20 protein-coding genes are annotated in these 23,041 nt (G+C 41.4%); 7 read left to right on the top strand and 13 right to left on the bottom strand.

Annotation, left to right across the window (positions count from 1 at the left end; translation table 11 throughout):
• Nucleotides 1-22 precede the first annotated feature (22 nt).
• The 9 genes from WDA22_13805 to WDA22_13765 form a co-directional block, all read right to left on the bottom strand.
• Nucleotides 23-835, bottom strand: a complete 813-nt coding sequence (locus WDA22_13805) for a glycosyltransferase (protein ID MFA5834548.1) — start codon at nt 833-835, stop codon at nt 23-25.
• A 101-nt stretch (nt 836-936) separates the two neighbouring features.
• On the bottom strand, nt 937-2,196 hold the full coding sequence (locus tag WDA22_13800; protein ID MFA5834547.1) for an asparagine synthetase B: 1,260 nt from the start codon (nt 2,194-2,196) through the stop codon (nt 937-939).
• Between the two features lie 241 nt (nt 2,197-2,437).
• Nucleotides 2,438-4,189 (bottom strand): DNA polymerase III subunit gamma/tau, encoded by a 1,752-nt coding sequence (dnaX, locus tag WDA22_13795; GenBank protein ID MFA5834546.1) that lies wholly within the window; start codon nt 4,187-4,189, stop codon nt 2,438-2,440.
• A gap of 385 nt (nt 4,190-4,574) precedes the next feature.
• The gene (gene lon, locus WDA22_13790) at nt 4,575-6,953 is read right to left on the bottom strand and encodes an endopeptidase La (protein MFA5834545.1); all 2,379 of its coding nucleotides are present in this window, start codon (nt 6,951-6,953) and stop codon (nt 4,575-4,577) included.
• A 58-nt stretch (nt 6,954-7,011) separates the two neighbouring features.
• Nucleotides 7,012-7,335 (bottom strand): type II toxin-antitoxin system PemK/MazF family toxin, encoded by a 324-nt coding sequence (locus WDA22_13785; protein ID MFA5834544.1) that lies wholly within the window; start codon nt 7,333-7,335, stop codon nt 7,012-7,014.
• On the bottom strand, nt 7,332-7,559 hold the full coding sequence (locus tag WDA22_13780; protein ID MFA5834543.1) for a DUF2281 domain-containing protein: 228 nt from the start codon (nt 7,557-7,559) through the stop codon (nt 7,332-7,334). Before WDA22_13780 ends, WDA22_13785 begins: the two co-directional genes overlap by 4 nt.
• A gap of 146 nt (nt 7,560-7,705) precedes the next feature.
• Nucleotides 7,706-8,116, bottom strand: coding sequence for a DUF6691 family protein (locus WDA22_13775; protein ID MFA5834542.1), 411 nt, complete (start codon nt 8,114-8,116; stop codon nt 7,706-7,708).
• A 10-nt stretch (nt 8,117-8,126) separates the two neighbouring features.
• A complete protein-coding gene (locus WDA22_13770; protein MFA5834541.1) occupies nt 8,127-8,600 on the bottom strand; it encodes a YeeE/YedE thiosulfate transporter family protein in 474 nt (157 codons plus the stop codon).
• A gap of 233 nt (nt 8,601-8,833) precedes the next feature.
• Complete coding sequence (locus tag WDA22_13765) at nt 8,834-10,936, bottom strand: peptidase M49 (GenBank protein ID MFA5834540.1); 2,103 nt, start codon at nt 10,934-10,936, stop codon at nt 8,834-8,836.
• Between the two features lie 215 nt (nt 10,937-11,151).
• Here WDA22_13765 and WDA22_13760 point away from each other — a divergent pair, with 215 nt between their 5' ends.
• The 7 genes from WDA22_13760 to WDA22_13730 all read left to right on the top strand — a co-directional run bounded on the left by WDA22_13760 (nt 11,152) and on the right by WDA22_13730 (nt 17,570).
• Complete coding sequence (locus WDA22_13760; protein ID MFA5834539.1) at nt 11,152-12,279, top strand: transketolase C-terminal domain-containing protein; 1,128 nt, start codon at nt 11,152-11,154, stop codon at nt 12,277-12,279.
• Between the two features lie 7 nt (nt 12,280-12,286).
• Entirely contained in the window at nt 12,287-13,615 is a 1,329-nt protein-coding gene (locus tag WDA22_13755) for a thiamine pyrophosphate-dependent enzyme (protein MFA5834538.1), read from the top strand.
• A 23-nt stretch (nt 13,616-13,638) separates the two neighbouring features.
• The gene (locus tag WDA22_13750) at nt 13,639-13,869 is read left to right on the top strand and encodes a hypothetical protein (GenBank protein MFA5834537.1); all 231 of its coding nucleotides are present in this window, start codon (nt 13,639-13,641) and stop codon (nt 13,867-13,869) included.
• Between the two features lie 49 nt (nt 13,870-13,918).
• Complete coding sequence (locus WDA22_13745; GenBank protein ID MFA5834536.1) at nt 13,919-14,353, top strand: globin domain-containing protein; 435 nt, start codon at nt 13,919-13,921, stop codon at nt 14,351-14,353.
• Between the two features lie 70 nt (nt 14,354-14,423).
• Nucleotides 14,424-14,804, top strand: coding sequence for a hypothetical protein (locus tag WDA22_13740; GenBank protein MFA5834535.1), 381 nt, complete (start codon nt 14,424-14,426; stop codon nt 14,802-14,804).
• A gap of 75 nt (nt 14,805-14,879) precedes the next feature.
• Nucleotides 14,880-15,227, top strand: a complete 348-nt coding sequence (locus WDA22_13735) for an ATPase (GenBank protein ID MFA5834534.1) — start codon at nt 14,880-14,882, stop codon at nt 15,225-15,227.
• 87 nt (nt 15,228-15,314) lie between these two features.
• Nucleotides 15,315-17,570: a TonB-dependent receptor gene (locus WDA22_13730; protein ID MFA5834533.1), complete on the top strand. Its 2,256-nt coding sequence runs from the start codon at nt 15,315-15,317 to the stop codon at nt 17,568-17,570.
• A 52-nt stretch (nt 17,571-17,622) separates the two neighbouring features.
• Here WDA22_13730 and WDA22_13725 read toward each other — a convergent pair whose 3' ends face one another.
• From WDA22_13725 to WDA22_13710, 4 genes are all read right to left on the bottom strand, one after another.
• Complete coding sequence (locus WDA22_13725; protein MFA5834532.1) at nt 17,623-18,189, bottom strand: HEAT repeat domain-containing protein; 567 nt, start codon at nt 18,187-18,189, stop codon at nt 17,623-17,625.
• A 348-nt stretch (nt 18,190-18,537) separates the two neighbouring features.
• Entirely contained in the window at nt 18,538-20,010 is a 1,473-nt protein-coding gene (locus WDA22_13720) for a glycosyl hydrolase family 18 protein (GenBank protein ID MFA5834531.1), read from the bottom strand.
• A 199-nt stretch (nt 20,011-20,209) separates the two neighbouring features.
• Complete coding sequence (locus WDA22_13715; protein ID MFA5834530.1) at nt 20,210-21,343, bottom strand: T9SS type A sorting domain-containing protein; 1,134 nt, start codon at nt 21,341-21,343, stop codon at nt 20,210-20,212.
• Nucleotides 21,344-21,514: 171 nt separating this feature from the next.
• Entirely contained in the window at nt 21,515-22,813 is a 1,299-nt protein-coding gene (locus tag WDA22_13710) for a T9SS type A sorting domain-containing protein (protein MFA5834529.1), read from the bottom strand.
• Nucleotides 22,814-23,041: the final 228 nt, after the last annotated feature.

The raw sequence follows: 23,041 nt of genomic DNA, 5'->3' as shown, positions 1-23,041 counted from the left end.
TGGAGGATGGGAATCGGCGAAATCAGCTTTTGCTCAATCCATTAATACATCGCGGTTCGCCCCGTTTCATTGCCGCTTCAAAACGAAGACGATTTTTATCGGATACTTTAGTGAATGGATGCCAGAGATGATATTGAACGGCAAGATTTCTAAGTGATTTTCCTGTTATACCAATTAAATTTAGCCGGAAAAAAATATCTGTATCTTCTCCAAACCCGGGACCGTCATATGATTCGTCAAATCCATTGACGGCAACTAAATGCTCTTTATATGTGGAAAAATTGCAGCCAAGAATCCCCGTCGATTTTTCAACAAACGATCGAATCAACGAATTAGTGATTCTCACTCCGTGCTCTAACCGAACCGATCTTCCAGCAAGAGCATCAACAAAATCGGCGAATGTGTACTGTTCAAATCTGCCGGATGAAATCATATCAACGGAAAGTAATTCCGCCCAACGCTTACCATGCTCAACTCGTCTTCCGAGAAGTACTTTCTCTTTCTCGCGGTATGTAACATGATCCTCCAGAAAATGTTCCGATGGGATACAGTCTCCGTCGATAAAGACGATATACTCCGAAGTTGATTCCTGAATAGCGTAATTCAACATGGTATTCTTCCGCCAACCTTTATCTGCATGCCAAAGATGTTTGATGCGGAATGAAAATTTTCTTTTTGCATTGTTAACAACATCAGCGATCTCCCTGCCAGATCCATCATCGGCAATGATCACCTCAAACGATTTCATTGATTGTCGGGATAATGCCGTTAAAATATATCGGAGCGATACCGCATTATTATAGACTGCAACAACAATTGTTATACTGGGAATCATATTTTGCTAGGTAGAAGAATAATATTTGTAGCGACCGTTTCGATGCATGCTCGATCATCTTCTACAAAAAGCATAGACGGATATTTTTCAACAATGATTTTTTATGTCTTCTGCTGTTTTTTCTTTGCGGCAGGGAAAAGAATATTATTCAGAATGATTCTGTAACCGGGTGAATTTTTGTGCAAATTCAGGTCTGTCGGTGGATCACCCACAGCATGTTGATAATCTTCAGGATCATGTCCGCCATAAAATGTGAATGTTCCCCGTCCGTAATTTCCGTGGATGTAGCGGACTTCGTCTGTCCCTTCACGCTCTCCAAGAACAATCACACTCGGTTTGATCAATGATTTTTTAAACATCGTCGTTTGTCCCATAAATCCTTTCAGGATATTCACGTGGTTCTGTGTAAGCATTGTTGGAACAGGATCGTACTTAGCAGAAAACTCGAATAATGTAAAATAATCACTGTTCGGATCGCGAAGCGGAACCGGATCGCTCGGCGGATTATCGATATCGGAAAATTCGTAACGGAACGGATTCATTTCTAACGTGAAATTTTGAAACGCGAAAGATTTGGAAAAATCCAGTTTTTGCTGTGCATTTCTATCTGCCGGATCGCCGTCAAACATCATTTCGGCAATATCTACATTGTCCGCAGCGAGCGCAATATCATAACTGTCCGTTGCAGCACACATGGCAAACATAAATCCTCCGCTCGCTACATAATCACGGATGGAGCGGGCGACAGATTTTTTTTCTTCGGAAACTTTTTTATAGCCTAGCTCGTGAGCTGTCTTTTCATAACTTAACTGTTGGTCAATATACCAAGGAGAATTTCTGTGCGATGCATAAAATTTTCCATATTGTCCGGTAAAATCTTCATGATGGAGATGGAGCCAATCATATTCCGAAAGTTTCCCCTGCAACACTTCGGGATCCCATAGTTTTTTATATGGAATTTCAGCGTACTCAAGTGCAAGCGTCACGGCATCATCCCATGGTTTGAATCCTGGCGGAACGTAGACAGCAACTTTAGGAGATTTCTCCAATCGAACAACATCCATATTGTTATCTTCGCCGGCAATTTCACCCAAGATCTGTGTTGCCGCAGCCCCGCTGATTTGCTCAAATGCTACACCGCGAATCCTGCACTCATTTGCAACGATGGGAACATTATCAATGAGAAATGATCCGCCGCGATAGTTGAGCAGCCAATCAATTTCCACTCCTTTGTCCAACGTCCAAAAAGCAATACCATACGCCTTTAAATGATTCGTCTGCTTCAGATCCATCGGAATCAGAATCTTTTGCTGAGCAATCATCATAAACGGTAAGATTACTATATAGAGCAATGTTTTCATACTGTTTCAACTTACGAACTTTGTTTTTCATCCTCAACTGAATTAAACCGATATGAAGATCAATTTGAGGTTAATTCAAAATTTGAAGTGAGTTTTTTCATCATTTTTATTATCCGTTAGTCGCAATGCATAGTAGTTGAAGAGAAGATATATATGCAGAATCAGTATGACTCAAAAAAGTAAATTCTTTTTTGCGGTTATGTATCCGGCATAAGAGAAATGAACGATTCTAAAAAAATCTCTACACTCGTTCAGCACCAAAATCGTTGTAGAGTTTTTTAACGAGCGGATGGTCTTCAATACGCGTTGCTGCAGACAGAGTATTTGTTGCAGTCGGTTTAGACTCTTTGGAATGTTGAGAACCATTTCCTGTCTGTAAACCGGATTCCTGGAGAATGGGTTCAATTCTCAAACGCGAATTGAGAATGGTATTGATCGTTTCAGCAAGGACTTCTCTATTACGGGTCAGAGTGCCACAATGAAAATCGTCACCGCAGGCAATCTGAAGCGTTCCATTCACAATATCAATGGGCGAAGTTTCTCCAAGGATTGTTCCAACGGAAATTTTTTTCTTCCGCATTTCATCGACAATCGTATTCCATTGTTGATGAACATCGGAGAGTGAAACATTCGATACCAACTGAGGAGACTGTTGTTCCTGCACTTGTTCTTCCGTAACTTTTTTAGAAGGAACGACAAAAGTATACCGCGGTTGTGCATCTTGTACGGAATATTTTGGAGTTGATGCAACCGGACGTTCTCGCGGAGCCTCCTGCTGCACCGAAATTTCCGGGGATCGTTCCGGAAATGGATCTTGCGGTTTGGAAAGGAATGCAGGTTTTACTTCAGACTGAAGTTTTTTTTTCAGTTCGTCAATTTGTGTGAGGAGCTCATCGATCTTCACCGATTGTTCCATTTTCGTCAATTGCACCATCATCACTTCAAGCTTGAATCGCGGCTGAGGAGTGTACCGAATGGATGCTTCCGTATCCGATGTTAGTTTTAGGACGCGGAGAATATCCTGCAATGAGAACGATGTTGAATCGGCAGCGTACCGCTTGCGATGTGCTTCAGATTCTTCAATGAGATTGGTCGTATTGGTTGTTTTCGCAATAAGCATATTGCGGAAATGCTCTGCAAGTCCGGAAACAAATTCCTTGATATCGAATCCGCTGTTGATCACTTCTTTCACAAGATCAAGCGCCGCTTTGGTATCTTTACTGCGAAGAACATCGGAAACACGGAAATACAATTCCTGATCAACAATGTTTAGGGCATCGCCGACTTGTTTTGCCGTGATCGTCGTTCCGCAAAATGATATGACCTGATCGAAGATACTCTGCGCATCGCGCATAGAGCCATCCCCCTTTTTTGAAATGATCAGGAGTGAATCATCATCAATCGTAATTTTTTCCTCGCCGGCGATAAATTTCAAACGGCCGACGATTTCTTCCAAACCGATTCTGCGAAAATCGTACCGCTGACAGCGGGAAAGGATCGTTGCTGGGACTTTGTGAAGTTCTGTGGTTGCAAAGATGAACAGTACGTGGGACGGTGGTTCTTCCAATGTTTTCAGAAGCGCATTGAACGCCTCTTTTGTTAACATGTGCACTTCGTCGATGATGTATACTTTCTTCTTCCCTCGTGTCGGGGCATAGCGGACTGATTCACGCAGATTACGAATCTCATCCACACCGCGGTTCGAAGCACCGTCGATCTCGATTACATCAAGCGAACGGCCGTCGACGATTTCTTTGCACACTTCGCATTCATTACATGGTTCAAAATTTTTTGGATTGAGACAGTTCACAGCGCGGGCTAAAATACGGGCGGTTGTTGTTTTGCCGCATCCCCGCGTTCCGCTAAAGATAAATGCATGCGCTAATCGGTTCTGCGCAAGAGCATTCCTCAACGTATCGGAAACATGGGATTGACCGATAACATCGTCGAACACCATCGGCCGCCATTTACGTGCTGTTACTTGATAATTCATGATCTCTCAAAATAATAAAACTATAACTGCTTTACTAGAATCCATCTAAAAAATGAAACTATTGCCATCCTGAGCGGAGCGAAGGATCTGAGCAAGCCACAGAATTTTTTTCCAAAAAATGTGCAGCAAAGCCTCGTTGTTCGGTTCCGCGTTTGGGAATCCCTCAAAGTGGAATCTCAAAAAACGGGAGGTACCGTGCGTTAAAAAGCATGTCGGCAAATCTGATACTATTTTCAGATTCTTCATCCCGATATCCTTCGCTCCGCTCAGGATAGCATCGGGATTCAGAATGACCGTTGTTTTTGTGTTTTTGAAATGGCTTCTAACTTTATTTTCGTTCTATCCCGTCAATCCATTTCTTCGGCGTAACTCGTGTTCACGTAGATCATTTTTTCCCAAACACAATTGGCAGTGCATCTTCAATCCTTTCGACTGGAATAATCTTTAAGCCCTCTTTCACACTTGTCTGAATTTCCGTTAGATCTTTAAGATTCTCTTTCGGAATCAACACGGTTTTAATTCCCGCCCGTTTTGCTGCGAGCAGCTTTTCATTTAATCCGCCAATTGGAAGCACTTCACCGCGTAATGTAATTTCGCCGGTCATCGCCACATCGGCGCGAGCAGGTTTTCCGCTGATAGCGGAAATCATTGCCATCGTCATTGTAATTCCGGCCGAAGGTCCATCTTTGGGGATCGCTCCTTCCGGTAGATGAATGTGAATCTCATGCTTTTTGAAAAATTCCGGATTCAGTTTTAATTTTTTGGCGTTGGAACGAATAAAACTCAACGCCGCCTGAGCTGATTCTTTCATCACGTCACCGAGCTGACCGGTTAACGTCAGCTTTCCAGCGCCGTTCATTAATGTAACATCAACATGCAAAATATCGCCGCCAACGCTTGTCCATGCCAATCCTGTTACGGAACCAACCTGCGCTTTTTTATCCGCTTCTTTATTTCTGTACTTCGGTACACCAAGATACTCTTCGATCTTTTTTTCATCTACAACTAACAACGAACGTTTTTTCTTTCCGTTCTTTTGCCGTGCCAGCACCGTCTCTTTTGCCGCTTTGCGGCAAATAGATGCTATCTCCCGTTCAAGATTTCGAACGCCGCTTTCACGCGTATATTCCGTGATGATTTTCTGAATTGCTTCGTCGCGGATTTCGATCTCTTTATTGTTCATTCCGTGATCGGTGATCAAGCGGGGAACGATATGTTTCTTCGCGATTTCTTTTTTCTCAAAATCCAAATAACTGGAAAGCTCAATCACTTCCATTCGGTCCAGCAATGGCAACGGAATTTGATACCGCACATTTGCCGTGGTGATGAACATAACTTTTGATAAATCGTAGTCCACTTCCAGATAGTGGTCATTGAATGTGTTATTCTGCTGCGGATCGAGTACTTCCAACAGTGCGCTGGATGGATCGCCGCGAAAATCCGTGCTCATCTTATCAATTTCATCCATAAGAAGCACAGGATTAACAACACCAGCCCGTTTCATTGATTGGATAATCTTACCTGGCATGGAGCCTATGTACGTTCTACGATGTCCGCGGATTTCCGCTTCATCACGCACGCCGCCAAGCGACATACGCACAAATTTTCTTCCCATTGCACGCGCAATGGATTTTGCGAGAGAAGTTTTCCCAACACCGGGCGGACCAACCAGACAAAGGATCTGACCTTTCATCTCTTTCACAAGATTCAATACAGCGATATGTTCAAGAATTCGATCTTTTGGTTTTTCCAATCCATAATGATCTTCATCAAGAATCTTCTTTACATGATCGATCTCGAGATCATCTTTGGTTTTTTTCTTCCACGGCAGACTGACAAGCCAATCAAGATAATTCCTAATCACACCGAATTCCGGAGACATCGAAGGGGTCTTTTTCAATTTGTTGAATTCTTCCATCGCCTTCTCGAGAGCATCCTTCGTCATTCCCGATTTTTCGATGTCATCCTTTAGTTTCGCAAGTTCAGGCGTTCCTTCTTCATCTCCCAGCTCATCCTGAAGAATTTTGATTTGTTCCTGAATGAAGTATTTACGCTGCGTCTTTTGGATATTCTCATGGACTTTTGTATCAATCTCACGTTCGATCTTCAGAATGGAAATTTCTGAATTTAAAATCCTAATTACTTCTAGATATTGGTCCTTCAATATATTTAGGCGCAAGATTTTTTGTTTTATCTCAACGGTCTGAAGAATATTGGCGGCAATATAATACAACCGGCGCTGAACGTCCTTAATGTTTTCGAAAGCCGCGAGCGCTTCAGGGGGAATATTGCGATTAGCCCGAACATATTCCGAAAACAACGATGACGCATGACGAACGATCGCATCCATCTCCGTCGATTTATCCGACGATTGGAATGTTGTCGAAATATCCGCCATCATAAATTTGTCGTTCGGTAAAAATTCTTTAATGACTCCTTGCACAGTTCCGTCAACAAGAATCTTCATCAGATTATTTGGAAGTTTTAATATCTGTACGATCTTTGCGACCGTTCCTTCCATATAAATATCTTCTTTTCCCGGATCTTCTACAGTCGGATCCTTCTGCGCAACGAGGAAAATGAATTTGTTATTCTCCAGCGCATGGTTTGCCGCACGGAGGGACGATTCCCGACCGACCAACACCGGGAAAATCATATAGGGAAAAATGACAACATCCCGCAGCGGCAACACTGGTAGTGTTTGCGGAATTGAATCAAGTGTTTCGATTGTTTCTTCGGGTTTTATGATAATATCTTGAGCCATAACAAGGTTTCTGCTTCGAGGAGGATAAAAAAAGCGGACAAGGCCGCTGTATAATTATTTATATGTCTAATTTAAATGCTTTTATCAAACTTTTATTAATGTCTAAAATTATTTTTGCGTCTAGCGAACCAAGGCGACCTAAAATTAATTCTTTATCTAATGTTGCAATTTTGGTAACTCGCGCAAGTGATTGTTTTTTTAATCCGTTTGTTGGAGTGGGACTAATTGTTATATCATATTCTTCTGACCATTTAGTTTTTGATGTTAGAAAACAAACGGTAGTATCGAATTCAGTTTCAACAAGAACAATCGCCGGTCTATTTTTCGCTCCTAAAGCATCGGTAAAAGGAAAAGAAACAAGAACGATGTCCCCTTTTGTCAATGATATCGCTCCTTAAGATCGTTCACGGTATAAAGTTCGTCTTCTTGTTCTAAAAAAGTATAGGATTTTGAACGAGCAGCAAGTTTTTGAATACCCTCAATCAAGACCTTGTCTTCAATTTTATTCAAAAGAAATTCTGCAAAATCTGCAACTTCTTTAATCTTTTCTTCAGGAAGTTTTTGGATATGTTCAACAGTATATTGGATCAATTCTTGTCTGCTCATACTATCCTCGGTTTTAAGGCATAAAAGCGAGCAATGCCGCTTTTATGTTGCTTGTTGAACCAAGATAAACAGATTTTTTGGGGGATGCAAACCTGCGTTTTTTTCACATTCTTGAACAATTATTGTGTAAATCACCGTTGTTCAGGTTAGTGAGGAAGTTTAGCTTTCAAAGAATGATAGAGAAACGCACCAACAAGAGCACCGGACAATGTAAAGATGGCCGGAAGTTCTCCTGCACCAATCTGTGCAAAGATCGGTCCAGGGCATGCACCGGTAATCGCCCACCCAAATCCAAATATCATCCCGCCAATGATGAATCCTTTATGATATTTTTTTCCTTGAAAGCGAAGTTCTTCACCATTGATTGTCTTTAATTTTAATCGTTGGACAATCTGCATAGAGATTGCACCGACAACAACAGCAGATCCGATAATCAGGTACATGTGCCATTCGACGAATTGAAACATATTCTGAATTCTAAACCAGCTAACCACTTCTGCTTTCGTCAGAACAACACCAAATAAAATCCCAAAAATTCCATATGTAAGATTTTTCATTATCTCTCCGTTAAAAATATGATGCTAAAAATGTATAAAGCAATCCGCCGGCAAAAAAAGCGAGTGTCGCTTTTAAGCTTGAGGACTGTAAGATAGAGAGTCCAAAGATTGAGTGGCCGGAAGTGCAGCCGTTGGCATACCGCGTTCCAAAACCGACCAAAATGCCGCCGAAAAATAATTTCACATATCCAGAAGTGGTATGATATTGTTCCGGTAAAAAATGGAGCGGTGATGATGAAAGGAATTGGGAAACAATAAATGCTCCAACCGCAATACCGATGGAGAAATAGAGTTTCCAACTGTTTTCTTCAAGATTGAACTTGAAGATCTGACCCTTCTCTTTTGGAAGAAGAATCATACAAAGATGTTCGAATGATGATGAAATGCCGAGCATTTTGTTGGTGACAATTAACAATACCGGTACAAACAGACCGATAATCGGTCCGGCGATGTACCAATTCCATGGTTCAAAGAGCCAATTCATATGTTTTTTCCTTTATTATAGTTGAAATACTTGTTAACAGCTTGAGTACATCTTATCCTAAAATGAAAAAGTCTTTCGCGGACGAAAGACTTTTTCAAAAAACTACATGGCACTATGATCAGTCTTTCATTGCAATAGAAATTCCGGTAGACAACATAGAGCGTTATAGGATTGAATTGATTTCATTACATATAAGATATAAAAATGAGATTAAGGTGCAACTCTTTATACAGTTATTTTCCCTGTAGTGTTTTGTGTGCTTTTTCCTTTTCCTCTTTTGTGAACGCTGAATATTCCAACATTTGTTTACCAAGATCCATTGGATAGACAATGTTTACCTCGGTAATAGTCCCTTTTGCATCTTTTACCGGCTCCAGCTTCGGCATGACAAAACCGGTATAGACTGCACGATCAAGTTTCTCCATTCGCGCAAGTACTTCGTCCCGCAATGTCGTATCTATTTTGAATCCGTAAGTATCGATCAATAATTTTGCGCTGGAGAGATCTCCTTCCGATTTAATTCGTTGAATTTCTGACAAGAGTCTGCCGACACCTTCCCGCATCTTTTCATAGCTTGTCACACGAAAGAACGTTTTGCCATCTCGCTTTCCCCGTTCAATACAATCCGCATTCTTCCAGAGCCAGTGGACAATCAATTGTCTGTTCTTCATATGATCTTCTTCCAGTTGATCATGTCCTTTTGGAACGCGTTGCAACTGTATCATTCCTGCATTACGCACTTCTTTATCATACATCGCTTTCACCACATCTGTTGTGTTTGGAATGATCCCGATCTCGACAAGTTTTGGATCCCAGATATGATAGAGCGCAACAAGATCGGCGCGTGCTTCTTCGAGTGTGGAATAATATCCCGGTAGTGCAGCTTGCGGATCAACTTTCAAAGAGGGAGACACTTTTCCGGAGGCATGACCAAGTACTTCATGAAGGGCCGTATGCATATTATCTGCAAGTGAACTAAATTTTTCAGCAGATTCAATTTCGTGCTGATCGTAAGCAAATTCTTTCAGAATATCTTTTCCGCCGGTTTTTTCATACGCATCAACAATGTTATAGAGTGTCACGGATTTGCTGCCATATTGTTCGCGCACATCCTGTTCATTCGGCAAGTTGATACCGATTGCACTGACCGGTCCTGCATCACCGGTCTCAACAACCACGTTGATCACAGTATATTTTAACGGTTTCACATCCGATTTTTTGTATTTCACGTCCCACGGCATTCTGTTTTCAAAATATTGGGCGTTGGTACCCACTTTTTGAAAGAGCTCTGTCAATTCGGGATTGGCAAAATTCACAACCGATTCGAATTGTCCTTTCGCTCCGCGTGCGTCTATATAGACTTCGATAAATCCATGGATCATGTCCACCTGCGATTCTGTCTCTTTCACCCATCCGATATTATATTCACGCCAATCTTTCAAATCGCCGGTTTGATAAAACTTTATGAGTTTAGTTAAATTTTCTGCTTGCTGTGAATTATGGGCGTACGCTTTTGCTTTTTCTAAATAAGAGATCGCTACTTGCAGATCCTCAGCATACAATCCTGCTTCAACTGATCCCCCGATATGCTTGTTTCCGGTCCGAAATACTTTTTCAACCAGCTTTCCATCCTCCTTCACCACTTTTGAATTAAGAGGATTTTTTTCGTTTCCGGCTTTAGCCCATGCATCCACTTCGTTGAATGTTGTTCCTTCATAGACGTTATTAGCGCTACCTGCAATCATATCTTCACCGGGAGTTTTATTTGTTTGCACCGGTTCGTAGGCGATATCGAAAATCGATCTGCGTAACCGATCCAATTTCTGGTCGAGTGTTTCTCCGCTACGCAACGAAACCATCGCGCCGTTCTTCACTGCTCTTTTGATTGCAGAAGAAAACTCCTCAGGAGAAAACATCGGAACAAATTTTCTAGAGGTGATATTATCATATTGAGAATTATTCACCCAGAATAACTTCGTATAAAGAATAATCTTATCTAAAAGCACTGCATCGATCGCTTTTTGATTTTTGTAGATCGCCTCAAGCAGTTCGCGAATTTCCAAAGCGTGTCGATGACGCTGATCGATGGAGATATCCCTTGCAGCAAGTGCCGCTTTGTATAGATAATATGTAAAGGTCTTTTCTTTCAAAGAAAGTTTTTCAAATCCATCGGCATATAATTGCACAATGCGTACGGGACCAACGTCCCCCATCTGTAATTTTTCAATTGTATATTTTCGTTCCATAAGATTTGGTTGTGTTGGTTTATCCTTATGTTGAGCGTTGAGATGCATAATCATGCAAACAGTGAATAATAGTGAAAACAGCTTTTTCATTTTTTCTCCATTTTTTTAACTGATCAAAATATGGAGAGAATGGAGTAAATGCAATTGAAGATTGTAATTGAATTCTATTCCCACTTTCGCAATTCTGCTGTCGAAATTTCCCATCCTTAAAAATAGACACTCAAAATTAGGCTGATTTTCTGTGCACAGAACTCGGCACATAAATGGCTATTGTTATGAGGGAATAACTATCACTAGCCATTACAATGCAATCATCGATAAAAATACGCACAGGAAACCAAATGATCGCCGAAGGGGCGTTACATGCTGGATGTCAGTTTTTTGCTGGATATCCTATCACTCCCGCATCCGGTGTGTATAAAGCAATGATCGAACAATTGCCGCAGCGAAATGGTGTTGCCATTTCCGCTCCCGATGAAATATCCGCATTGGCATATTGCGTGGGAGCATCAGGCCGTGGTGCAAAAACGATGACCGCAACATCAGGTCCCGGATGGTCGCTGATGATTGAAACAGTGCAGTTTGCCTTGATGACAGAGCTTCCCGTTGTTATCGCACTCGTTCAGCGTTTAGGACCAAGTACCGGAGGAGCAACTCAAAACGGTCAGGCAGATATTCTTTTTGCAGAATTTTGCACGTCGGGTGCATATACAATTCCGATCTTCGCTCCCAGCACACCGCAGGAATGTTTTGAAGTGACGACGATTGCTTTTAAATGGGCAGAACTGTTGCGAACTCCCGTTATCATCCTTTCCGACAAGGAAGTGGGAATGATGTCTGAAGATGTCGATTTCACACAGTTAAAAAGCATACCACAATGGTATCGAAAAGAGTTTATCACACAGAATGGTAAAGAGCACCTTACGTACGATTTTCAGAATCTTGAAGATGTTCCTCTTTTTTCTCCTGTGGGGGGACCCCATAAAGTGACGATGACCGGTTCTGCACATGACAAAAAAGGAACATTGCAAAAAAACTCTCCTGAAACGGTTGATGTACTTGTTCATCTACAAAAAAAAATTGAAGCACACAAAGAAGAAATGGCAATCGTGCGGATTGATGATCAGGAAAATGCTGAAACATTAGTGTTAAGTTTTGGAATCACTGCCCGTACTGCAAAAGAAGCAACCCGCAAAGCCCGCGCGGAAGGGAAAAAAGTCCGCAATGCAAACATCATAACACTGTTCCCTGTCCCCGAAACAATGTTGAAAGATGCTGCTCGCGGAGTACGGCGGATTGTGGTGGCAGAAGAAAATATGACGGGACAATATCGAAGTGTTATCCAATCCCTGTTTAAGGAACAAGAGGTCGTCGGAGTGAATTCTGTCGGAAAGATGATTACTCCAAACAATATCATGGATGCAATATTGTGAGCATGTGATGGAAGAAACAATACAACAGCATACATATAAAAAAGAAGAAGCGATATTTCCCTTCTGTAAAGGATGCGGTCATCATCACTACGTGAACCATCTGGATGAAGCTCTTCTTACATTAAATCTGGATCCCAAAAAGGTCTGTATCGTTAGCGACATTGGTTGTATCGGTATTCTTGATTCGCTGTTTGCGACGCCGCACACATTTCACACCACTCATGGCCGTTCTACAGCATTTGCTACCGGCATAGAACTAGCCGACGGAATATTGAACGATTCGAAATTAAAAACCATTGTCGTCATCGGTGACGGCGGGGCAACAATCGGTTTGCTCCATCTTGTGAACGCAGCGTTGATGAACATTGATGTCACGGTTTTACTTGCAAACAATTTTCTCTATGGAATGACTGGCGGACAACACTCGCAGTTTTCTCCGCTCGATTTTATTACTCCTACAACACCGGCGGGAAACATCGTTCCCCCAATGGACATTTGTTCCATTGTGAAAAGCTGCGGCGCAACATTCGTAAAACAAGCAGCAGCAACGGATAAGCAACTTGGAGATATCATAGCCGAAGCGATCAATCATCCAGGATTTGCGCTGGTGGAAATCCTTGAACTCTGCACGGAATGGGCAACACCGTTCAATAAAATTGATGGAAAAACGATCAACGGAAAAATTCATTATTCCGACAACGAAAGTATGACTGTTCGCAAGGATTTTTCTTCGTTGTATAAAGAGAAAGTATTGGGTGTACCGAAGAAACAGATTGATGACACAATCACTCCAAAATTTACATCCCCGCTGAAAGGAAGCCGTCGTGTTGTTCTTGCCGGAACCGCCGGAGAAAAAGTACAGCTCGCTTCGTTCCTGTTTATGAAATCAGCGATCGCAAGCGGATTACATTCAACACAAAAAAATGATAATCCTGTTACGCAAGGATCAGGATTCTCGCTTTCCGAACTGTGCATTAGCAGCGAAGAGATTCTCTATACGGGAATTGACGAACCGGATGCGGTCGTTATAGCTTCACCGGAAGGGTTGAAGGAAGTACGGTCGAACGGAACGCTATTACGTTGCACTTCACAAACCATTGTGATTGCAGAACAAACGCTCCCTGAGTTTGAGTGTGCCGGAAAGATCTCACGTTTACCGTTACGTGCACTTTGCACCGGAAGCCGCGCAACGTTAAGTGCGCTGGCATCGTTGAATATGATTAAAGGATGGGTTTCACACGAAGCACTATTGGAAATGATTGATATAAAATTTAAAGAAAAATCATTACCGTATCACAGGGATATCGAAGCATTGATCCCGTTTATTAAGATATAAATACTCGCCGTTTGGAGGTATGTATGAAAACACTTGATGAATTCTCCTCTGTCATAACAGTTATTGAAAAATTTATAGAGCGAGAGAATGAAACTATAGCAATATACGAACGTTCACTCCATTCTCTTGGTGATACGACCGTAACACCGGTGATCCATCAATTGATAGAAGAAAAAGAGCGCCAACGACTGATCCTGGAACAGACATTGGAAGAAGTAAACGAACAGTTCTCGTTGGATGAGGCGATCGTCTAAGAATAATTGATCCAATTGCGCCGGAATAGAATTAGAAAAAGGAGTTACTATGACAACACAACAGCAAGAACTTGTCCGAACAACATTCGCACTGCTTGAATCACATGAGGATCGTGTTGCGAATTTATTGTATCAGGAATTATTTCGACTCGAACCAAATGCAAAACGCCTGTTTCGCGGAGACCTTCAGGAACAACAAAAAAAATTGATGCGAATGCTTCGAGTTGCCGTAGAGAACATCAACGATCAGAGCCAATTACAGCCAATGCTATTTAATTTGGGCATGATCCATCAGTCGTACGGAATCGAACCTCATCATTTCATCTCGTTCGGTGAAGCGTTGTTGTATGCTCTTCGTAACATCTTAAAAGAACACTTCACACTCGAAGTTGAAGAGAGCTGGAAAGCAGCATATCATTATTTTGTGCTGACCATGAAGAATTTCCCGCATTCGGATGAACAAGTGCAGCTTCCGCATCATTAATAGAAAATGCGGGAACGTACAAAGCGTTAGCTTCTGTTATAACGGTTGAGTATCTTTTAAGCATCAAAGCATGAAAAACATCTTCATTATATTTTTATTGGCATTATATCTGACCATTACTGTTGGTTTGAACATTATCGTTCATACCTGCGGCGGTGAATCCGATACCATGCTGGCAACGACAACAACTGAGGATCCATGCGGCTGCGGCGATGAAATGCCTACAGACAAGTGCTGCACCACAGAACTCACTACCGTGCAACTTGAGGATGCGCAACAGGTAAGCATCACGACCATTATTCAACCATTGATCGCCAGCGATGTTGTTATGCCGGGGATGTCCTTTGTTCAACTGTTGCATGATTCAAATATTACCTCAGCCTTTCTTACATTCTTTTCACCCCCTCCCAATAACGATCTCTCTATTACGAATTCAGTTTTCCGTATTTAATGATTGATATGCACTGCCATTGGCGGTGAATTTTTTACTATCACAATCATCAATCATTTTAAATTAGGAAAAATCATGAAAACGAACATATTCACATTCATCACCATTCTTTCCATCATTTCAGTATTCGCATTCGCAGGTGACACCGTTAAGGAAACAGAATTTAAGGTTTCAGGAAACTGCGGCATGTGCAAATCACGCATCGAAAAAGCGATGAAGATCTCAGAAGTAAAATTCTCAAAATGGGATAAGACTTCGAAGATGTTAAAAATTGCCTATCTCTCCGAAAAGATCTCTCTTGATTCCCTTCAGCAGCGCCTTGCTTCCGTCGGACACGACACGGAAAAATTTACAGCGGCTGATTCGGTGTACACAAATCTTCCCGGCTGCTGCTTGTACCGTGGCGAAGACAACACACACTAACGGAAAAGTTTATTCTCAAATTTTCAACGCCGGAACAATTCATGTTTCGTCGTGAGAACTTTATGCATGAATTTACGTGGAGAGACTATGAAAACCATATTATTATTATTTATCACAATTTTTTCCATCCTCAATGCACAGCAATTGACCGGCATTGTGCTGGAAAAAACAGATGACGGAATGTTTCATCCCATCATCGGAGCGAATGTCTATTGGCTGGGCACTTCCAACGGAACGGTTACAGATACCAGCGGCGTATTTCGGTTACCGCTTAACGGTTCGAGCAGTCTTTTGGTAGTCAGTTACATCGGTTATGTTTCGGATACGGTGAAAATCAACGACCAATCAAAAGTAAATGTTATTCTCAAATCAGACGCAAATAAAGTTGCCGAAGTAGAGATTGTTGGTGAACGACAAAGTACATACGTGAATTATCTTTCACCGCAAAAAACATTGGTCATGTCGGAAAAAGAATTATTCAAAGCGGCATGTTGTAATTTGTCCGAAAGCTTTGAAACAAATCCTTCCATTGATGTTTCCTTCACCGACGCTATCACCGGAACAAAACAGATTGAAATGTTGGGACTTTCCGGAACATATACGCAGATTACACTGGAAAATCTTCCGGCAATTCGCGGACTCACATCAAACGTGGGTTTGTCATACATTCCCGGTACATGGATTGAAAATATCCAGGTCTCCAAAGGTGTCGGTTCGGTTGCCAACGGATATGAATCAATTACCGGACAAATCAATGTAGAATTACGAAAGCCGCAAGATGAAGACGAGAAACAATTTTTCTTCAATTTTTTCGGGAATCAAGAACAGCGAATGGAAGCAAATCTCAATGTTCGCACCCCGGTCAGCGCAGAGTTATCATCTATGACGTTGCTGCACGCAAGCACACAACGGCAAATTATCGACGGCAATGGTGATAATTTTCTCGATATGCCATTGTACAAAACCATCAACGCCATTCAACGATTCCATTTTTCAAATCATGTTGGATGGGAAGGGCAATTCGGAATTCAATTCGTGGATGATGAAAAACAAGGTGGAACGAAACACGGTTACAATCTTGATAAATCATTGTTAGCGCTTCGGCCAACGGAATATGCTTTTACAATGAATGGCGATCAACTGCGTGTATGGGGAAAAACGGGATATGTCTTCCCGCAAAAACAGTATCAAAGTGTTGGACTCCAATGGTCACTGACACGAAATCGTCAGAATTCCTTTTTTAATTCGCACGAATATGCAGCGAATGAAGAAACGGGATATATGAATGTGATTTACCAATCGATCTTTGATAATACGATGCATAAATTCCGAACTGGTTTGAGTTTCTTGTATGACAATTATGACGAAACGTTCAAACACATTCGATATCAACGGACTGAACAGGTGCCCGGCGCATTTTTTGAATACACGTTCACACCCGGTGATGAGTTTTCGATGATCGCTGGTGTCCGCGCAGACAATCATAACGTGTTCGGAACATTCTTTACACCGCGGCTGCATCTCCGATATACTCCGCAAGAAGATTGGGTCTTTCGTGCCGTTGCAGGACGTGGGCAACGCACGACGAATATTTTTGCCGAAAACATGGCGTACTTTGCCAGTGCACGACATGTGGCCGTTCTTCCATCTAACACAAAATCGCTGTACGGACTTGATCCAGAAGTTGCATCAAATTTCGGTCTGAACGCAACACATTATTTCTTGTGGGATTACCGCGAGGCAACTATTGCTGTCGATTTCTATAGAACAGAGTTTGATAAACAAGTGGTTGTGGATCTTGATGCGAACGCACAGCAGGTACATTTTTATAATTTACGCGGACAGTCGTATTCTAACAGTATTCAGGTAGAATTAAATATTCAACCGATTGAAAAATTGGATACGCGTATAGCGTACCGTTTTTACGATGTGCGTCAGACAATTAACGGTGCGCTGCGAGAGCGTCCCTTTGTTGCACAGCATCGTGCGTTCATCAATTTCGGCTATGCAACCGAACGCGAGGAAGAAGCTGACGCCCAGATGTTGTATGATCTGACTCTGCAATGGTTTGGGAAAAAACGTCTGCCGGATACCGATACAAATCCCACGGGATTGCAATCGCGCAGTTCATCGCCGAATTTTATTCTCGCAAATACGCAAGTTACCCGGTCATTTTTCGCAGGGCTTGATGTCTATTTTGGAATTGAAAATCTTTTAAATTTTCGACAGTCCAACCCGATTCTTGATGCGGCAAATCCGAATGGAAGTTATTTTGACAGTTCGCTCATTTGGGGACCGATTTACGGAAGAACGGCGTATGTTGGATTGAGATGGAGAATGTAAATGCTTAAAATCCGAAGTCGTAACGGCTTCGGATTTTTTTCAAGAGAATCTGCTATAGAACTGCCCACCGATGATGTTTTGCTAGTTTTTGGGCGCGAAGATGATCCAGTACATTGTTTGCCATAAATGCTGCGTTGGATGAAAGTCCGTTGATGGTGAGTGCTTGAAGTACTTCTTCTGTTTTGTTGTCCAACAGATTCCCCTCTTTTAATGTGTGCAGAACATGATGGGCCGCTTCACGAAGTATGACAGAATCAAAATGCTCTTCGATAATCTCCAATACGGGAATGATGGCATGCTGTTCCAGTTCTATTAATGCATCTGCCGCTACCCAACGAACATCCATATCCTCATCCAGCATCATCGGAGCCAATGCGCGTGCCGTCTCCGGATCTCTGATTTGTTCCAATGATTTACACGCTTCCCATCGCACAAGATCATTTTTGTGTGACAATAATGTGGTTATGTATGGAACAGCAGGCTTGCCAATGCGTACGAGCGCTGTTCGGGCTTTCATCCGTTCCACGCCGATCGATGACTGAAGTCGGGAGATGAGCAGTTCAATACATAACGGCGTATAATTTTCCCCGGAGCATATGGTGACCTTTTCCCGTTTCATATCAACCTCCTTTCGCAACAGTATGAATACCTGAAGTACACTTTTTCTTCAATAAAAAAAATTAGAGTAATATCAGATTAGGCGATGGTTGAAGTGCGGCACCTGTTACTCTACTGTCGTGTGACGCATAGAACACAACGCGAGAGCTAACAATGCTCGGGAGGTAAAAATGGAAACTCGAGGTCCTTGTTAGAGAGAGCGAACGCTGCTCTTTATTCTCTTTCCTACTGGCAATCTATTCTATTTCAGAGACGTTGTCAAGCAAGAACACCTGTTCGAATACGAGGATCGAAAAAAAACAGGATATCGAAGTGGTGTTTTACCATGATTGGTAGCCTCTTGCACTATCTATCTCAGCAATACCATTTTTCGAGAGAGGTGAAAAGAGGCTGACCGGAGGAGATAAAAGTATGTCCCGCTGGAGAGGTTATTACTATCAAAATGAAGAGTATATGGTGTGTTCGATTCAGCAACACCGTAAAAAAGAGTTTCCACTGATTGACCAATTGAATTGAACACAGTCAAATTCACATACTCAGCATGATGTACGGCAAAGGTGATTGTCGTGCCGGGATTAAATGGATTGGGATAATTTTGACTTAGTGTGAATTGTGCCGGAAGTGTATTTTCTTTTTCTACACGTAAAGGAGTAGTAAATTTATTTCGCAAGAGATTCCACAATTCCGGTTCTGATCCGTCATACCCTAATGCCCACATTCCGACACCGGAAAGCTTCCGTATCTTTACGGAATCGTATTTCATGGCAAGCGAAAGAGAATCATCATACCATGTTTGACGCCATGATGTTCCATTGTGATAACGATACCATGGCGTAGCATAGGTCGCATCGAAAAAAAGATTCTCCGCTTTCATTGTATCCAGGTAATTATTCTTGGCAACATTATAAAAACGAGAAGAACCTGTTCCGGTTGTTGCAGCCATTCTTGCACTACTTACTACCGGCCAATCGTTGCCATAATACGGGAACCCGGCAATCAGTTTTTTGGGAGGACATCCTCTGTTTAAATATGTATCAATACTTTTGAGAACATGGTAACCGCTTGCCGTTGAATTGCGCATCGGGGCATTTGGTCCTGCGGTAGGACTTTTACTGTAAAAATATGCATAGAGCATAACAAAGTATTGATCAACTACAGGATCAACATCCGTAAAGAACGAAGAAGGAAATGTATTGTCCCAATCAACAGCAAACAATTCTACACAAAGTTCTTTTTGGTGTTTTTTTAATGAATCGCCAAGCTGTAAGATAAACTTTTTAAATGGAGCGTTATCGCTGCTGTTCATACTTTCAAAATCGATATTCACTCCATCGATGTTACGCTCTTTGACTTTGGCAATTATGTTATTCACTAATCTGTCAACACTGGATTGATTTCCAAACAGTACAGCATGATCGGTGAAACAGACGATTGTTAAATGTACTTTAAGTCCAGCATTTTTGGCTTGTGTAATAACAGTTGCAGTGGAATAATTATGCGTTGAAGAAAAATTTCCTGTTGCGGGATCAACATCAGCGGAAAAATAAGCAAGATGTGTCAATAAATCGAATTGGTAATTACTCTCAGCCCCATTCATCCAATATGGATGGAAGCCGTACACAACTGCATTTGGGATTGAAGTTGGTTTATTAAATTTTTTTTCTGTTTGAGAAAATGAGCGTTCAATCGATTGTACCGCATCAGGATTGTTTTGATAAAATTCCCACTCCTGCTGATGGATGGAAGGATGTTCTTGACCCCAAAGTATTCCTACAATGATAAAAAACGATAAAATACTAAAATAGATTTTGTTATATCTCATGGTGAAATATACAAAAAGGAATTATGGGATGATATTGAACGGTTTCTTGGAATTGTCCTCGGATGGATAAAGAGATTGGTTTTGCAAAACAATATACCATTTCAGGATTACTTAAAAATAAAAGGACGGACTTCCGCCCCAAAAACTGGCGGACAAGTGCGTCCGTCCCGACATCTTTAATGCTTTTGACCCTAAACTATCATTTCATTAATAACATCTTTCGCACTTCGTTCCGTGAAGCACAGCGGAGTGCATAAAAATATGTTCCGCTGGAAAGATTCTTTCCGTTAAAATTCAATGAATACAATTCATTCGGATTTGCGATACCATTGAAAAGCGTTGCCACCGTTTGACCAAGCGCATTAAAGACCGAAACATTCACATGTTCTGCGTTTTTCATTGCGAAGGAAATTATGGTATTTGGGTTGAACGGATTGGGATAGTTTTGTGCAAGTCCAAAATCTGCAACTGTAAATCCTGCTATCGCTTCAACGATATTGCTATATTCATATTTTCCATCCCTGTCAATCTGTTTTAAACGATAGGATAATGTTCCCTTTACGTCTGCATCATTATAGCAATAAGATTGTGGAGCGTTGATTGTCCCGTGACCTTCAACAAAACCGATTTTTTTCCATGATCCATACACCTTTTTTTCAATCTCAAATCCGGCGTTATTCACTTCGGTTGCGGTTTTCCACATTAACTCAATACCACGATCTTTTGCAATGGCAGTGAATGACATGAGCTCAACTGGAAGCGGAGCTGAATTTGGAATTGCAACATCTTCCAATCGACACGAAGCGGCAGTGCCGGATACTTTTTGATGGCTCCAGCGTATAAAGACAGTATTTTGAGATCGTAAATCAATGCTGCCAGATTGATTTGATGCCAAGGTACCGTCAATGTTATCGGTAAATTGAATATAGGTATTTGCCGTAAACGTACCATTATCCTCAAGATTTATTGTCCTGAGAGTTGTCATTGCACTTGTATCAGTTCCTGCTTGAACAACCAATGTGGCACCTGTCCCGGATGTCAATGAGCTTACGGCAACAAAATATGTCAATGTTGTAACAGATGACGAGGAGTTCAAAGAAAGAGTAAGATTTTTGGTTACTCCTAACGAAGGAGAGGTAGAACTTGCAGTGCCCGCACTTGAATTTTTTGTATTGCTGGTTAACCTGCTCCATACTGTCGAACCACCAGTGGAATTGATAGTCCATCCGCTCGGCGGAAATGTTGTTCCATCAAACGTTTCATTTACTTGACCGTGCGTCATTGTCGAACCGATGATGATCATCCCTACAAAAAGAATCAGTGTTGTTTTCATTTTTACCATCCTTTCTAAAAATTGTTTTGCAAATGTAATGTTTCATAGGAGCTTTGACAATCACGTGAATACGTTATTTTTAAAATAAAAAAGCTGCATCTTAAGGCATGCAGCTCACGTGTCGTTTGAGATTAAAAAATATTTAAATATCTAGTCCATTATTGAGTAATATTATTTTATCAACAACATTTTCATCAACTGAAATTTTCCTTCACAAAATAATCTTACAATATATACCCCGTTAGACAATATTTTCCCATCAAATTGAACCGTATGCTCCCCTTCATGCTGCACTTCATTAACTAATTGTGCAACCTCCCGTCCGATGTCATCATACACTTTAAGAGAAGTAAATCCGGTGGATGGTAGCTTGTAATAAATTACTGTTGTGGGATTAAAAGGATTGGGATAATTGGTAAGCAGTAGAAACTCATTTGGTAATTTTGACGAAGATGTCTTCACCGATGTTGGCTCTGCCGGAAAGACGATTCCCAGCGCATCGGAAACTTTTTTCCAATTCGTTTTCGTGTCGCGTAATTTGGAATATGCCTGTTCAATGTGAAGAAATTTTCCTGTAGCCTCACCAGGTTTTGTTGAACAGGGATTCTCGCTGTTGTTTATCAGTCGACCCTGTGTGTTTGTTGTTCCGGTTAATTCTGTCCAGGAAGTATCAATATGTGCTACTTTAAAAGTGAGCGATGTATCTATCGTTGAAAGAGCATTTTTCAATTGGAGTAAATAATCATTATTAATCGGCGATTTATTTGTGCCATTCCCCATAATCAGATCCGGATCACCGGTTCCTTTTCCAAATCCATGTAATTGCACGACAATAGCGTCACTTTTTTGCTGTAGGAGAATAATCGTTCCCAATTGAAATGTCCCATCAACTGAATGTGCTTGATCAGATATTTTGAACGGCGCACTTACACCACCGCACGCGGTAGTTGTTCCACTACATTGTGATGCCGTTGCACTGTTACACCGATGCGAACCATTCAGGAAAAATGCCAGCGCGGAAAGTTCCTGAAAGACGTATGCGCCTTGAGCACCAGTCTTTGTATCAAACAATTCATGGGGTGATTGAATCACGAGCTTTGAACGACGCGGCGAAGGATTGAAAACAAATGTTCCCCAATGATTCGAAGAATCCCTTCCCCGAAGTAAAATATAATACAGACGGTTTGGCGCCGTTGTGGTGTCTGTAAAGGCTATCACATGATACCCAAAGTATTTTGCAGCGACCTGGGCATCGGTATATTTTTTTGTGAGACAGTGTTCAACGGCAGTTCCAAACAATAATCCTTGTGTGGATGTAGGTGTTTTATACTCATTTGTGCCGATACCTGATGGCATTGCAGAAATAACGCTATCGATATACAATAAAAAATTACCGGAGTGAAATGATTGAGCGTGTATATCGCCAGTGAAGAGAATTACAAAGGAAGAAACAACAATAAATCTATTCATCATTTGGTATTAATGTTTCTTTGGAAAATGATGATTTTTCGGGAAGGATTCAATGATGAGATAAATTTAATGAGTTCAGAATGTTATTGATCTCTATGAAAATCATCGCAAGATATTGATCATGTTGAATCGTAATTTTGACATGCAAAAAATCCCATCGGCAGGATGGGATTTTTTGTAATCAATTTTAAGAGAAAAGACTTTCTTCCTCTACTTACCAATAAAAAA

The organism is Bacteroidota bacterium (assembly GCA_041658205.1).
Taxonomy (GTDB): domain Bacteria; phylum Bacteroidota; class Ignavibacteria; order UBA10030; family UBA8401; genus UBA8401.
Note: the sequence above shows the minus strand (reverse complement) of the source record. Positions and strands in the feature narration are given on the sequence as shown.